General features: G+C 71.0%; 11 protein-coding genes. 5 read left to right on the forward strand and 6 right to left on the reverse strand.

The genetic code is table 11. From position 1 onward, the window contains the following. Nucleotides 1-135: 135 nt before the first annotated feature. Nucleotides 136-546, reverse strand: coding sequence for a hypothetical protein (locus tag G6045_RS31995; RefSeq protein WP_165335672.1), 411 nt, complete (start codon nt 544-546; stop codon nt 136-138). A gap of 258 nt (nt 547-804) precedes the next feature. On the opposite strand from G6045_RS31995, the gene G6045_RS32000 reads away from it, so the two are divergent. Beyond that, a complete protein-coding gene (locus G6045_RS32000) occupies nt 805-1,989 on the forward strand; it encodes an MBL fold metallo-hydrolase (RefSeq protein ID WP_328707978.1) in 1,185 nt (394 codons plus the stop codon). 108 nt (nt 1,990-2,097) lie between these two features. On the opposite strand, the gene G6045_RS32005 is transcribed toward G6045_RS32000, so the two are convergent. From G6045_RS32005 to G6045_RS32020, 4 genes are read right to left on the reverse strand one after another with little or no spacing between them, the layout of a single operon-like run. Then, complete coding sequence (locus G6045_RS32005) at nt 2,098-3,123, reverse strand: LacI family DNA-binding transcriptional regulator (RefSeq protein ID WP_165335673.1); 1,026 nt, start codon at nt 3,121-3,123, stop codon at nt 2,098-2,100. Further along, a complete protein-coding gene (locus G6045_RS32010) occupies nt 3,120-4,031 on the reverse strand; it encodes a carbohydrate ABC transporter permease (RefSeq protein WP_165335674.1) in 912 nt (303 codons plus the stop codon). The genes G6045_RS32005 and G6045_RS32010 overlap by 4 nt, the downstream gene beginning before the upstream one ends. Next, nucleotides 4,028-4,951 carry a carbohydrate ABC transporter permease gene (locus tag G6045_RS32015; protein WP_165335675.1) on the reverse strand — a complete coding sequence of 308 codons (924 nt, stop codon included), beginning with the start codon at nt 4,949-4,951 and terminating at the stop codon, nt 4,028-4,030. Before G6045_RS32015 ends, G6045_RS32010 begins: the two co-directional genes overlap by 4 nt. Further along, entirely contained in the window at nt 4,948-6,279 is a 1,332-nt protein-coding gene (locus G6045_RS32020; RefSeq protein ID WP_165335676.1) for an ABC transporter substrate-binding protein, read from the reverse strand. Before G6045_RS32020 ends, G6045_RS32015 begins: the two co-directional genes overlap by 4 nt. A gap of 284 nt (nt 6,280-6,563) precedes the next feature. On the opposite strand from G6045_RS32020, the gene G6045_RS32025 reads away from it, so the two are divergent. After that, nucleotides 6,564-8,609 carry a beta-galactosidase gene (locus G6045_RS32025; protein WP_165335677.1) on the forward strand — a complete coding sequence of 682 codons (2,046 nt, stop codon included), beginning with the start codon at nt 6,564-6,566 and terminating at the stop codon, nt 8,607-8,609. A 152-nt stretch (nt 8,610-8,761) separates the two neighbouring features. Continuing rightward, a complete protein-coding gene (locus G6045_RS32030; RefSeq protein ID WP_165335678.1) occupies nt 8,762-10,324 on the forward strand; it encodes a glycoside hydrolase family 53 protein in 1,563 nt (520 codons plus the stop codon). Between the two features lie 41 nt (nt 10,325-10,365). On the opposite strand, the gene G6045_RS32035 is transcribed toward G6045_RS32030, so the two are convergent. Next, nucleotides 10,366-10,737, reverse strand: coding sequence for an iron chaperone (locus tag G6045_RS32035; RefSeq protein WP_165335679.1), 372 nt, complete (start codon nt 10,735-10,737; stop codon nt 10,366-10,368). A gap of 55 nt (nt 10,738-10,792) precedes the next feature. On the opposite strand from G6045_RS32035, the gene G6045_RS32040 reads away from it, so the two are divergent. Together G6045_RS32040 and G6045_RS32045 are read left to right on the forward strand one after the other, a co-directional pair. After that, nucleotides 10,793-12,952 (forward strand): GH36-type glycosyl hydrolase domain-containing protein, encoded by a 2,160-nt coding sequence (locus G6045_RS32040; protein WP_165335680.1) that lies wholly within the window; start codon nt 10,793-10,795, stop codon nt 12,950-12,952. Nucleotides 12,953-13,276: 324 nt separating this feature from the next. Beyond that, nucleotides 13,277-15,193, forward strand: a complete 1,917-nt coding sequence (locus tag G6045_RS32045; RefSeq protein WP_165335681.1) for a sensor histidine kinase — start codon at nt 13,277-13,279, stop codon at nt 15,191-15,193. The last annotated feature ends 25 nt before the right edge of the window (nt 15,194-15,218 follow it).

Raw genomic sequence — 15,218 nt, forward strand, 5'->3', positions numbered from 1 at the left:
GTCGGGGACGGTGCGGAGGCGGGGCGGCGGTGTTCGGTGCTGCCCGGCGCCTGCTTGCCGGCCGAGCGGCCCTGTTTACGGCGCTCGCCGGCGACGGGCCGGTTCCTGCGCTCCGCCGCCCCGCCCTGCGCGGGCTTACCGGCCGGCTCGCGATCCTGACGCGTGGGCTTCCTGCGCTGCCGTGACACCGTGCGGGTTCTCCTGTCGTGGGGCGGGCACCAGGGGCTGTCTCCCCGAGTCCTGCGTGCTCGCCGGGATCGGGGGAGCAGCCCCCGGGCGCGACGCGATCCCCTCATTGTGCGAGGTGCCCGGCGACCGCGGTGACCTGCCCCGCTCCCGGCGGATCCGGCCGCACTGCGTGATGATCCCGGCCGTGAACACACCGATACCGGTGGCGGCCCAGATCACGAAGGCCACCTGCGCGACCTCCCCGTCCGCCCAGGTGTCCAGCCAGACCGCTGCGCCCAGGCCGAGTACGCCGAGCAGACCGGCGATGCGGGCCTCGGTCCGCGTCCGGTCGGGGCGCGGGGCGGGGCCGACGGTCATGGGGAGACATTCTAGGGCGCCTCGGGCATACGTTCGGTCGGTGGCCGGTGTGGCCGATGGTCCACAGTTCGGGGCCCTGCATTTCGGACCCGTCACCCCTGTGGCGTACCGCGCGGGCCGCAGTCCCCGGAATCTTGCGCCCCCCTTCCACGTTGAGCAGGGCATGACGCCGACCAGCGCTCCGCCCTTTGTGCACCAGGGACCGATGCGCCCGCGCGCCCATACTGAAGCCCCCACGACCCCCACCCTGGAGCTGCCGTGACCGCGCCGCGTTCCCTGAGTTCGTCACTCCGCTCGCTCCGGCCTCTCGGGTTCGGCGCGGACCCGGCCGGTGAGCGCATGGAGCGCATCCGCCGCTCGCCCAACTTCGCGAACGGCACCTTCCAGAACCCCGTCGACGCCAAGGTCGGGCCCCAGGGCTCGAAGGCCGCGTTCGCCAAGACGTACTTCGACAAGGAACAGCGCGTACGGCGCGCCCCCGCCGGCACGATCCCCGTGCACCCGACCACGCTGGCCGATCTGGCGAAGCCGCCGGTCAGCGGGCTGCGGATCACCTGGATGGGGCATTCGAGCGTGCTCGCCGAGATCGACGGCCGCCGGGTGCTCTTCGACCCGGTATGGGGTGAGCGTTGCTCACCGTTCTCGTTCGCGGGGCCCAAGCGGCTGCACCCGGTGCCGTTGCCCCTCGCGGCGCTCGGCCCGGTCGACGTGGTGGTGATCTCGCACGATCACTACGACCATCTCGATCTGCCCACGATCCAGGCGCTGGCCGGTACGGACACCGTGTTCGCGGTGCCGCTCGGCGTCGGCGCCCACCTGGAGCGCTGGGGCGTGTCCCCGGACCGGCTGCGCGAGCTGGACTGGAACGAGTCGACGCAGGTCGGCGGCCTCACCCTGACCGCCACCCCGGCCCGGCACTTCTGCGGCCGCGGGCTGCGCAACACCCAGCACACCCTGTGGGCCTCGTGGGTCGTGGCCTCGGACCGGCACCGCGTCTTCCACAGCGGTGACACCGGCTACTTCCCCGGCTTCGCCGACATCGGCCGCGCGCACGGCCCCTTCGACGTGACGATGATCCAGATCGGTGCGTACGCGGAGTGGTGGCCGGACATCCACATGACGCCCGAGGAGGGCGTGCAGGCGCATCTCGACCTTCAGGGCGGCGCGCACGGGGTGCTGCTGCCGATCCACTGGGGCACGTTCAACCTCGCCCCGCACCCGTGGGAGGAGCCCGGCGAAGGCACCCTCTCCGGGGCGCACAAGGCCGGCGTCGAGGTGGCGCTGCCGTACCCGGGACTGCCCTTCGAGCCGGCCGGACCGGTGCCGTCCGCGCCTTGGTGGCGCGCAGTGGCGGCGCCTGCCGCGGCTACGGCCGATGCCGTCGTACCTCTGGAGAAGCAGCCGGAGAAGCAGTCCGAGACCGTGGTCACGCCGGCGAGCTAGCAGCCGGCCGTACGAGGAGAGGGCGGGGGTCCTGGACCCCCGCCCTCTCCTCATGCCGACCCGCGATCCTCCGGCGGCCCGGCGATGCTCATGCCGCCCCGCCATTCCTCACGTCGACCGGCGCTCGATCAGCTCCGTCGGCAGTATCACCGCCGACGGATCCTCGCCCCCGATCTGGGCGAGCAGCACCCGCACCATTTCGTTCGCGATCCGGTCCCACGGCTGACGGATCGTGGTCAGCTCGGGGGAGGAGGCGAGGGCCGCGGGCGAGTCGTCGAAGCCGCCGATCGCCACGTCCTCGGGCACCCTGCGCCCGGCCTTGTGCAGTGCGCTCAGGACGCCCTGCGCCATCAGGTCCGAGGCCACGAAGACGGCGTCCAGATCCGGCGCCGCCGCGAGCAGCCGCTCGGCGGCCGCCTCGCCGCCGGCCCGGCTGTAGTCGCCGTGCTCGATCAGCCGCTCGTCCGGGGTGATCCCGAGCTCGGCCAGGACCTCCCGGTAGCCCGCGAGCCGGTCCACACCGCCCGGGGTGTCCAGCGGGCCGGTGACCGTGGCGATGCGCCGGCGCCCCGACTGGTGCAGAAAGCGCACCATGTCGCGCGCACCGTCGCGGTCGTCGGCGGCCACGTAACTCACCTTGGACGCCTGCCCGATGGGCTTTCCGCAGGCCACCAGCGGTACCCCGGCCGCGCGCAGCTCCTCGGCCACCGGGTCACCGGAGTGGCTGGAGACCAGGAGCACCCCGTCGACATGGCCGGCCGTGATGTACCGGGTGATACGGCGGCGCTCGTCCTGCGTGCCCGCCAGCATCAGGAGCAGCGGAATGTCGTACGCGGCCAGCGCCTGCGTACAACCGCGAAGCAGGACATTGAAGTTGGGGTCCTCGAAGAAGCGCTCCTGGGGTTCGGTGAGCAGAAAGCCCACCGAGTCCGAACGGCCGGTGATCAGCGACCGGGCGTGCCGATTGACCACATAGCCGGTCGACTTGATCGCGGCGTCGACCGCCTCGCGCGCCGCCGGTGACACATAGTGTCCGCCGTTGAGCACCCGCGAGACGGTGCCGCGGGAGACGCCCGCCTCCCGTGCGACGTCATGGATGGTCGGCGCCTTGCGTCGGGCCCCCGCGTTGCTCATGGTGACGACTTTACGGCTCCGGACAGCAGATCGAGGCTCCAGAAGCGCTGGATGACCAGGAAGAGGGCGATCAGGGGAAGCACCGCGAGCAGCGCGCCCGTGATGACGAGCGTGTACAGGGCGGGGGTGTTGGCGCCCTGTTCGAGCAGCGTGTACAGACCGAGCGTGATCGGGAACTTCTCGTCGTCGCTGAGCATGATGTACGGCAGCATGAAGTTGTTCCAGACGGCTACGAACTGGAACAGGAACACGGTCACCAGACCGGGCACCATCATCGGCAGCGCGATCCGCGTGAAGATCCGCAGTTCGCCCGCCCCGTCCATCCGGCCCGCCTCCACCACGTCGGAGGGGACGGCGGCGGCCGCGTAGATCCGCGCGAGATAGATGCCGTACGGGGAGAGGATCAGGGGCAGCAGCACCGAGGCGTACGAATCGGTCAAGTCGGCTTTGGCGAGCAGCAGATACTGCGGTACGGCCAGGATCACCGGCGGCATCAGGACGCCGGCCATCAGCACGCCGAACACCGTCTCGCGGCCGCGGAAGCGGTAGATCGCGAGCGCGTAGCCGCTGATCGCGGAGACCGCGGTGGAGAGCAGGGCGCCGAGGCCCGCGTAGAGCGCGGAGTTCCCCATCCAGGTCCAGTACACGCCGTCGCGGTACGCGCTCAACTCGGCGACGTTGTCGGCGAATCCGGTGCCGGGCAGGAACGTGAACGTGGAGAACAGCTCGGTGCCCGACTTGGTCGCCGCGATCGCCACCCAGGCCACCGGCAGCAGGCAGTACAGCGCCCCGACGACCAGCGTGAGCGTCGGGATCAGGGCGATACGGCGGCGCAACGGCGGCCCTTGGGCCGTGCCGGGCGTGGTGCCCGCGGCGGGCACCGTCTTGCGTACGGCGAGGGAGCTCATCGGGCTTCCTCCTGCCTGGTGCGGGAGTTCGCGAGGCGCAGGAAACCGAAGGACAGGACCAGGGTGACCAGGGCGATCACGACGGCGGTCGCGGCCGCCGCGTGGATGTCGCCCTTGCCGAAGGCGTCCTGGTAGACCTTCATCAGCGGACTCCAGGTGGTGGACAGGGAGTTGGTGAGGGGGCGCAGCGTGGTGGGCTCGCTGAACACCTGGAGCGTCGCGATGATCGAGAAGAAGAAGGTGAGCACGAGCGAGGGCGCCACCATCGGGATCTTGATCTTCAGTGCGATCTGCAGGGGGCTGCAACCGTCCAGCTTGGCCGCCTCGTACACCTCGACGGGGATCGCCTTGAGCGAGGTGTAGATCACGATCATGTTGAAGCCCGTGCCGCCCCACACCGCGATGTTCGACAGCGCGATGTACAGCGGACCGCCGTCCAGGAGATCCGGCTGCGGGAGACCCGCCTTGTCGAGCAGGAAGTGGAGCGGGCTGACGTCCGGGAGGTAGAGGAAGCCCCACAGCAGGGCGGCCACCACACCCGGGATCGCATACGGCAGGAAGATTGCGAGGCGGGTGACCGGGGTGAACCGGACCCGTTCGCTGTCCAGCATCAGCGCGAAGAGCAGCGCGAGGCCGAGCATCACGGGGATGACGATCAAGCCGTAGCCGAGCACGCGCAGGGCGCCGTCGAGGAGTTCGGAGTCGGTGAGGGTGTCGGCGTAGTGGGACAGGCCCGCCCACACCTCCTCGCGGGCGCCGCTGCCCAGGCCGAGGCCCTTGACCTCGATCTTGTGCAGCGACAGCCAGACCGCGTATCCGATGGGGAGCGCGAAGAAGAGGGCGAAGAGGAGGACGGCGGGGAGGAGGAAGGCGTACGGGGCGCCCTTCACCCCGTACGGCCTCCGGCGTGCGCGTGTCACTCGGCGACCTCGAAGCCCTGCTTCTCGAGGTCGTCCACCGTGCTGTTCTGCATCGTCGTGAGAGCCGCGCCGAAGTCCGACTTGTCCTTGGCGGCCTTGGCGAAGGCGTCCTTGAAGGAGGTGTAGGCGACGTTGACGTTCGGGCCCCACGCGGAGGGTGCGGTGGTCTCGGCGATCTCGGCGGCGCGGGTGTAGAAGTCCGGCTGGTTGGCGAAGAACGCCGGCGGCTGCGCGAAGGCGTCCGAGGTCTGCGCGGTGGTGGCGGCCGGGTAGATGCCGCCCTCCTTGGCGAGCGCGGCCAGTGCCTTCGGGTCGGTGTTCAGCCACGCGGCGAACTTCGCGGCGGCCGCCTGGTGCTCGGAGTCGGTGGTCACCGCGGTGGACGAGCCGCCCCAGCTGCCGGTGGACTGCTCACCCTTGTTCCACTGGGGGAGCGGGGCCATCGCCCACTTCTCCTTGGTGTCGGGCGCGGCGGTGGTCAGGGTGCCCGGCGCCCATACGGCGCTGACCCAGGCGATCTGCTTGCCGGTGTTGAGCGCCTTGTTCCAGGCCGGGGTGTACATCGGCTGGTTGTCGATCGCGCCCTCCTCGACGAGACCGCCCCAGAAGTCGGCGACCTTCTGGGTCGACGCGTCGTCGATGCCGACCTTCCACTTCTCGCCCTCGGTGGTCCACCACTTGGCGCCGGCCTGCTGGGCGAGGCCCGCGAAGAGGCCCGAGTCATTGGCGGAGAACGTGGTGAGCGCCTTGTCCGGCGCCTTCCTCTTCAGGGCGCGGGCGGTCTCGGCGAACTCGTCCCAGGTGGCCGGGACCTCGAGGCCGTACTGCTTGAAGAGGTCCTCGCGGTAGTAGAACATCATCGGCCCGGAGTCCTGCGGCACCGCGTACACCGCGTCCGAGCCGAGCGTGGTCTGCTGCCAGACGCCGTCCGCGAACTTGCCCTTGATGCCGTCGACTTCACCGGATATGTCCGCGAGTGCGTCATTGCTGACAAGGGTCGGCAGTGCCTGGTACTCGGCCTGCACCAGGTCCGGGGCCTTGCCCGCCTTGTGCGCCGTGAGGATCTTGGTGACCAGCGTGTCGCCGGACGCCTGCTTCTTGACCGTGACCTTGATCTGCTGCTTCTTGCCCGGGCCCGCATTCCAGAGGTCCACGACCTTGTCCATGCCGGGCGTCCACGTCCAGTACGTGAGCGAAGCCGGGCCTGAGGCGGTCTCGCTGTCGCCGCCGTCGGACGAGCCGCAGGCGGTGAGCGCGGTCGCACCGAGGGCGACCGAAACGGCGGTGGCGCTCCAGCGGAGCAGGCGCCCGTGAGGGGTGTTCGGCATGGATCTCTTCTCCCTGACCTGAATGACGGCCTGAATCCGGCCCGTCCTGGCGGCTTCCGGCCACGCCTGAGCGGGGGCGGAATGAGCCGATCGGCAGTGCGGGCGGAGGGTGGCCTCGAGCCACCGGTCGTGCTTCCGGGGCCCACCATGTCTCTGTGAGCGTTCACAGTAGAGAAACACCTAGGACACTTGTCAATGGTCTGCGAGGCTGCAATTGTGTGCGGGCACGCTGGCTGAGCCAATGTGTGCACGTTCCCAGTAGATCGAAGCCCGGGAGAAGATTCATGGCGGACACCACCCCCGCCGGCGAGCCGGATGCGGCTCCCGTCGGCCTGACGCGCCTGGCCTTCGGCGGTGACTACAACCCCGAGCAGTGGCCGGAAACCGTCTGGACCGAGGACGTCCGTCTGATGCGCGAGGCCGGCGTCACGATGGTGAGCGTCGGGATCTTCTCGTGGGCACTGCTCGAACCCGCCGAAGGCGCCTACGAGTTCGGCTGGCTCGACCGCGTCCTGGATCTGCTGCACGACAGCGGCATCCGCGTGGACCTGGGCACGCCCACCATGGCGCCGCCCGCCTGGTTCTACCGCGCCCACCCCGATGCGCTGCCGGTCACGGCCGACGGGGTGCGCTACGCGTTCGGCTCGCGCGGCGCGATCTGCCACAGCAGCCCGGCCTACCGCGAGGCCGTCGCCCGTATCGCCACGGCGCTCGCCACCCGCTACGCCGACCACCCCGCGCTCGCCCTGTGGCACGTCCACAACGAGTACGGCGTACCGGTCTCCGCCTGCTACTGCGACACCTGCGCGGCCGCCTTCCGGCTGTGGCTGCGCGAGACCCATGGCTCGCTCGAAGCCGTCAACGAGGCCTGGGGGACAGCCTTTTGGAGCCAGCGGTACGGGAGCTTCGACGAGATCGACCCGCCGCGCACCACACCCACCGTGGGCAACCCCGCCCAGGCGCTCGACTACCGGCGCTTCGCCGACGCGATGATGCGCGAGAACTTCCGTACCGAGCGGGACATCCTGCACCGGCTGTCCCCGGGCGTGCCCGTGACCACCAACTTCATGACCGCGCTCAGCCAGTGCGACTCCCTCGACTACTGGGCCTGGGGCCGCGAGGTAGACCTGGTCACCAACGACCACTACCTGATCACCGACGGCCGGCGCACCCATGTCAACCTCGCCATGGCCGCCGACCTCACCCGTTCCGTCGCGGGCGGTGCGCCCTGGCTGCTCCTGGAGCACGCCACCAGCGGCGTCAACTGGCAGCCCCGCAACCCCGCGAAGGCCCCGGGTGAGATGGCGCGCAACTCGCTCTCGCACGTGGCGCGCGGCTCCGAGGGCGCGATGTTCTTCCAGTGGCGCCAGTCCCGGCGCGGCGCCGAGAAGTTCCACTCGGCGATGCTGCCGCACGCCGGCACCGACTCACGGGTGTGGCGCGAGGCCGTCGAACTGGGCGCGGACGTCGGTGCGTTGGCGGAGATCCGCGGCACCCGCACAGTCGCCGACGTGGCCGTCCTGTGGGACTGGCACTCGTGGTGGGCGCAGTCCCTGGAGTGGCGCCCCAGCGAGGACCACGACGCCCGCGAACGCGCCGACACCTTCTACGAGGCGCTCTACGACCGGCACCTCACGGTCGACTTCGCCCACCCGGAAGCCGACTTGTCGGCCTATCCCCTTGTCGTCGTGCCCGCGCTCTATCTCGCCACCGAGGCGGCCGGGCGCAACCTCCGCACGTACGTGGAGGGCGGCGGCACGCTGGTCGTCTCGTACTTCTCCGGCATCGTCGACGAGCACGACGCCGTCCACCCCGGCCCCTACCCGGGCGCCCTGCGCGAGGTCCTCGGGCTCACGGTCGAGGAACATTCGCCGCTCCTGAAGGGGCAGCAGGTCACGCTCGCCGGTCCGGACGGCGCCGCACTCACCGGTGATGTCTGGACCGAGTTCGTGGTCGAGCGCGGCGCCGAGACCGTCTGGTCGTATACGGACGGTCTCGCGGCGGGCCGCCCGGCCGTCACCCGCCACCGCCTCGGCGAAGGCACCGCCTGGTACGTGTCCACCCGTCTGGATGCCGAGGCACTGACCGCGATCCTCACCCCCGCCTGCGCGGACGCCGGGATCGAGCCGCGCGACGAACTCCCGCGCGACGTCGAGGTGGTACGCCGCAGCGGGGCCGCCGGTGAATACCTGTTCGCGATCAACCACACCGGTGCGGACGTCAAGATCCCGCTGCCGGACGCGGGCACCGAACTGCTCACGGTCGACCGCGCCTCGGGACGCCTCACCGTGCCCGCGGGGGCGGTGCGCGTCGTACGCCTGGACGGCTGAGGCGCCCCACGGCTGGTTGCGCAGGATGGTCCGCCTGGCGTCGAGCCCGGCACGGGCCGCTCCCGCCAGGCACACATTCCCCCCGCCCGGAACGTCATCAGGGGAGGCTCCGGGCGGGGTTCCTTCTCTCCCCCCACGTCGAAGGGACGACGATGAAGTTCCCTCTCAGACGCACCACTTGGACCCTTGCGGCCGCGCTCGCCCTGGCCACCCTGTCCACCTTGCCCGCCTCACCCGCCCAGGCCGCGAGCACCCTCGCCAACACCGGCTTCGAAGCCGACGGTGCCGGTAGCGCGGCGCCGAGCGGCTGGTCCGAGTACGGCACGGCCGCCGCCTCGTTCTCCGAGGCCGGCGGCCACGGCGGCAGCCACCGCCTCAGCCACTACTCCGCCTCCGCGTACAAGGTCGAGACGTACCAGTACCTCACCGGCCTCGCCGACGGGAACCACACGCTCAGTGGCTGGGTCCGTTCCAGCGGCGGGCAGAACTCCGCGTACATCTCCCTGAAGAATTGCGGGAGTTCGGAACAGCGCACCGATCTGCCGCCGACGCCGAACGGTGAGTGGATACGCCTGGTCGCCTCGGTCAAGGTCACCGGCGGCGCGTGCACCGTCAGCCTCACCTCGGACGCCGCCGCGGGCCAGTGGGCGAACTTCGACGACTTCACCTTGACGCCCGGCTCCACCGGTGTGCCGGTGAAGGGCGCCGACATCTCCTCCCTCAAGAAGAACGAGGACTACGGCGGCGTCTACCGCGACAGCGCGGGCACGACGGCCGACCCGCTCGCCACCCTGAAGTCCGCAGGCATGAACTACGCGCGCCTGCGCGTCTGGCTGAACCCGGCGGACGGCTACAACAACAGGGCCCGCGTCCTCACCCAGGCCAAGCGCATCAAGGCCCAGGGCATGAAGCTCCTTGTCGACTTCCACTACTCCGACACCTGGGCCGACCCCGGGGTGCAGTCCCCGCCTGCGGCCTGGGCCGGCCACTCGTACAGCCAACTCCGCACCGACGTCTACCAGCACACGTACGACGTCCTCAACGCCCTCAAGGCGCAGGGCACCACCGCCGACATGGTGCAGATCGGCAACGAGATCAATACCGGGCTGCTCTGGCCGCAGGGCAACACCTCCAACTGGTCACAGACCGCAGGCCTGTTGAAGTCCGGTGCGCAGGCCGCGAAAGCCGTCTCGCCGACCACGCTCGTCGCGCTGCACCTCGCGCACGGCGGCGACAACGCGCTCTACCGCTGGTGGTTCGACAACGCCGTCGCGCAGGGCGTGCCCTTCGACGTCATCGGCCTCTCCTTCTACGGCTACTGGCACGGCGACCTGTCCGACCTCCAGGCCAACCTCGACGACCTGGCGTCGCGGTACAAGAAGCCGCTGTACGTCGCCGAGACCGCGTACCCCTTCCGGCTCGACAGCGATGACGGCTGGGAGAACGTGATCGACCGAAGCGACGAGCTGGTCCCCGGGTATCCGGCGACAGAGGCCGGGCAGTCCGCCTGGTTCCGTGACGTGCTCAATGTCGTCGAGGCCGTACCCGGGGGCCGCGGACTCGGCGTCTTCTGGTGGGACGCCACCTGGACGGCGGTCGCGGGCAACGGCTGGGATCCGGCCGATCCGTCCACCGGGAACGCCTGGGAGAACCAGGCGCTGTTCGGATACGGGGACCGCCCGCTGCCGGCCATGCAGTGGTTCAAGCACCGCTAGGGCCTGTCCTGTGGATCAGGCCTCAGGCACCGGACAGGCGCTCACATCCACTTGACGCCGTCCACCTCATGCTCACGCACCCGGTACGCCATCATCCGGCCCAGCAGCTCGGCCGGCACCGGCTCCCCGTACGGGAGCTTGACCGAGCCCTTGCCCGTCTCGAACGGGGTGAGCTCCGCGTCGAAGGCTTCCCGGGTGCTGGGCGTGAAGACCACGTTCGCGTGCTGCTTGTGGCCGCTCAGCGCGAACAGGATCGTCCCCGAGGGGTGGACCCAGGCGGGATGGCCCCACTTGATCGCCCCGGTCGCGTCCGGCACGGCCGCGCGGGCCAGCGCACACACCTGATCGAGGAGCTCACGGCCAGGACCTGCGAAGTCTTCCAGGTACTCGTCCACCGTCGTCGGCTTGCTCATGCGATCAGTGTGGCACGATGCGCCCGACGGACCGATCGGGCGGCGAAGGGATGCCATGAGCGGATACGGACGCTGGATCGACGACTCGGGACTGCCCGCGTTCGCCCTGCGCACCGGACCGCCGCCACCCGCCTGGAACCGCGTCATCGACCCGCCGACTCGCCGCCGCTGGGTGCACCTCGGCAACCGCAGGCTCACCCTCGTGGCCGACACGGACGGCCGGTGCGGACTCTGGGACGAGCACAAGGATCTGCGCTGGCTCACCGAACCCGAACCGCAGGGCACGGGGGTCAGTCAGGTGTACGACGGGGAGTCGGTGCTCCTGACGTCGGCGCGCGCGGAGGGGCACGATCCGCGGATCGTGTTCGGGCCCACGTATCTGTGTGTCGCCGCCGAGTCCGGGGACCTCGCCCTGCAACGGACCGTGACGGTGCCCGAGGGTGAGGAGCCGTTCGTCCAGGTCCAGGTCACCGTCACCAACCGCCGTGCCGAGAGCGTGCGTTGGACGCTGAGCGAGGAATGGGACGTACGGCAGCGGGTCCTCGACTACCTGGAGATCGGGGCGCGTACCCAGCGGCCCGCGTACGAAGGCGGCGAGCCGCTCAGGCTCGAAGGGCCCGGCGTCGCGGCCGAGGGGGCGCAAGGGCTGCTCCGGGTGGAGGTGCCGCTCGAACTCGGGCCGGGGGAGCGGGAGTCGGTGAACTTCCGGTTCGGGCTCGCGGTCGCGTCCGGTGACCACAGTGCCCTGCCCCCGTGCCCGTCCCCGTCCGCCGACCCCGAGCTCCTGCGCCGCCGCCTCCCCGAAGCCGCCGCGGACCAGGCCCCGCAGGCCGCCCGCGAGATCCCCTGGCATGCGGCCCTGCTGACGGGCGGAGCCTGTGCGGACGGCGTCCTCGGCGGGCACACCCTCGACCAGGGCTCGGCCTACTCGTACCGCCACGGTTTCAACGGCGCCGCACGCGACCCGCTTCAGCACGCGCTCCCGCTCGTCCACACCGAGCCCGATCTCGCCCTGTCGATCCTGCGGAACACCTGCGCCTGGGCAAGCCCCGAAGGCGAACTCCCGTACGCGCTCGACAACATGAAGCAGCCGCGTACCGATCTCTTCCAGCCCTCCGACCAGAACCTGTGGACGCTGTGGCTGGCCGCCGAATACGCGGCGGCGACCGGGGACCTGGCCGCGTTCGCGGAGCCCGCACCGTTCCATCCCGTGCACAAGGCGGAGCAGGTGCCGCTGTGGGAGCATCTGCGGCGGCAGTTCCGCTGGTTCAAGGACATCGTCGGGACCGGCGCACACGGCCATGTGCGCATCCTCAACGCCGACTGGAACGACCTCGCGCTCGACGAGGCCGGCATCGACCGGCAGACGATGATCGACCACGGGGAATCCGTGCTCAACTCGGCCATGGCCGCATGGGTGCTGCCCGTCTACGCCGGGCTCGCGCAGCGGCTCGGGGACCTGGCGACCGCGGCCGAGGCGCGGGCCTACGGCGAGGAGTTGCGCGTGCGCGTGGCGGGGGAGTGGAACGGGCGCTGGTTCCGTCGCGCGCTCGGACCCGGCGGCGCACAGGTGGGCGAGGACTCCTTGTGGCTCGAAGGGCAGCCCTGGGCGATCCTGTGCGGCGCCGCCACCGACGAGCAGGCGCGTCAACTCCTGTCCACCATCGACGAGTTGCTGCGGAAGGACTCGCCGCTCGGGGCGCGTCTTCACTGGCCGCCGAAGACCGACGGCATGGGCGGCCACTGGTACGCCATCAACGCGACGCTCATCTGGGCCGCGGCCCGGATCGACCCCGCTCTCGCCTGGGACGAATGGCGGCGGATGTCCCTCTCCGCGCACACCGAGGCCTACCCCGGCCTGTGGGAGGGCACGCTGTCCGGCCCCGACGCCTATCTGCCGCCCGAGTCCGAACGCCCGGGCCAGACCTGGGTGCTGCCCGACCTCGGCGTCGCGATGCAGGCCTGGCCGGTGGCCAACCAGCACAGTCACGCCCAGCCGCTCCTCGCCTATCTGCGCCTGCTCGGCGTCGAACCGACCCGGGACGGACGGCTCGCGGTGGGCGGCGGTGCGCACTTCTCCAGCCGATTCCTCACCGTGCGGCCGGACGGTTCCGGACGGCTGCGCGGGAGCGGCACCCTGGCGGTCACCGCACGCGACGGACGCTGCTGCGACGGTCAAGGGGAGGTCGCCTGGGGGGAGTTCACCGGGGGATGAGAGGGTGTGGCGCGTGAGGTTCCGGATACGGGGGCGAAGACCCCGGGTACACCTTCGTTCACCAGTCCGAACGCATATAGCAGAGCTCGGCGAGCTTCGCTCGACTTTGCCAACTGGCCCGCGCACAGGATGCGTTCACGACTACCGTGTGTGTCCGCCGATCTACGCACCGGACGCAAGCCAGCGTCCGGACGGACCGGCGTGCGGTGCTGCCACATCGCACAGATCCGCCGGCCGTCCACGGCTGGGGACCCCACGCCATTCGTACGACCCTCCGCTCCACACCTCGCACCGAACCCGAGCGAATTCCACCCGAGGACGCTGATGTCGAATCTCCGCGAACCGGCCGCACGCGCAGATCGCCGTGAGGGCGGGCGACACGGCAGGCAGCCGAGCCGCGCCGACCGGACCGCGCGATCCGGTATGCCCGAGACGCATATACGCCGACAGATGCTGCGCATCGCGGTGCTGCCCGCCGTCGCGGTGTCCCTGTGCGGCGCGGCCGCCGTCCTGTTCACCCTGCGCTCGACCGAGGCAAGCCCCGGCATGGAGCTCTGGGTCGTGCTCGCCGGGGCCGGCTTAGTCGCCCTGGCCGGCATCGCCGCGGCGGCCATCGCCGCCGAGCGTTCGGCCAGGACCGCACGGGACCGGCTGATCTCCCTGCGCAAGACCAGCGCCCGCAGCCAGGCCGATCTCCGTCAGCTGGTGGAGCGGCTGCGCCGCGGCGAAGGACCGCCGCCGCGCAAGGCGCCCGGACGGCCCAGCCAGGACCCCGACGAATTCGAGCAGCTGGCCGAGGAGTTGGGCCGCGCCCACGACATGGCCATCGCCTCCGTCGTCCAGGCCTCCCAGCTCTCCAGCCACGCGGGCAGCGAACAGAAGGTCGAGGTCTTCGTCAACCTCGCCCGGCGTCTGCAGTCCCTGGTGCACCGCGAGATCCAGCTGCTCGACGAGCTGGAGAACGAGGTCGAGGACCCCGAGCTGCTCAAGGGCCTCTTCCACGTCGACCACCTCGCCACCCGTATCCGCAGGCACGCCGAGAACCTCGCCGTCCTCGGCGGCGCCATCTCCCGGCGCCAGTGGTCCAACCCGGTCACCATGACCGAGGTGCTGCGCTCCGCGATCGCGGAGGTCGAGCAGTACTCACGCGTCAAGCTGGTGCCCCCGATCGAGGGCACCCTGCGCGGCCACGCCGTCGCCGACGTCATCCACCTGCTCGCCGAACTCGTCGAGAACGCCACGGTGTTCTCCGCCCCGCACACCCAGGTGCTGCTGCGCGCCAGCCATGTCACCGCGGGGATCGCGGTGGAGGTCGAGGACCGCGGCCTGGGCATGCCGGTCACCGAGCAGAACAAGATGAACACCCTGCTCTCCGACCCCGACCAGGTCAACGTCGCCAGCCTGCTCTCCGACGGCCGGATCGGCCTGTTCGTGGTCTCCGCCCTCGCCCGGCGGCACGGTGTCGCCGTACGGCTGCAGTCGAACATCTACGGCGGCATCCAGGCCGTCATCGTGCTGCCGCAGGGTCTGCTCGGCTCCCAGGCACCGCAGCAGTCAGGGCAGACCGGTGAACAGCCGCGCGTGCAGAGCACCGGAGCCGGCGAGCCCGCCCAGCTCACCAGCGCACAGCACCCGGGGTCCACCGCGCAGCACACCGGATCCACCGCGCGGCCCGCACCGCAGCCGCTGCCCCAGCCGGTTCCTCAGCCCATGAGCCGGACCGCCGAGACGCCCGCCCTCGCGCCGCACACCGCGCCGGCCCCGTCGCTGAGCCACGTACCCGAACAGCCGCAGCGCGACGACAGCCCGTACCAGCCCACCTCCGCCGGACTCCCGGTGACCGGCAACGGCAGCCGCCTGAACGGTGGTTCCCCGCTCCCCGTGCGTGCCACCCACGAGGAGCGGGCCACCCCGTCCGAAGCCGTCCCCGGCATCCGGCCCGAGGACCGCGCCGCCGCCACCGAGCACCACAGTTCACCCGCGCCCGTGCACAGCGCGGTGCGCGGCACCATGGGCCGCCCACAGCTGCCCAAGCGCCGCGCCCAGGAGCACATCGCCCCCCAGCTGCGCGAAGAGCCGCCCACCCGCCCCGACAACGGGCATGTGGTCGGCCACGACCCGGGTCTGATGGCCGCGTTCCAGCGGGGCATCGGGCTCGCCGAGGCGGCGGACCCTTCGCAGGACCCCGCCCAGGACCGCGAACAGCCCCTCCGCAGCCGGGGGAGTGACCCGACCGGATGACCCGATTACCCGCGCCCCCCAGGAA

The organism is Streptomyces mesophilus (genome assembly GCF_011044995.1).
In the GTDB taxonomy this organism is placed as follows: domain Bacteria; phylum Actinomycetota; class Actinomycetes; order Streptomycetales; family Streptomycetaceae; genus Streptomyces; species Streptomyces mesophilus.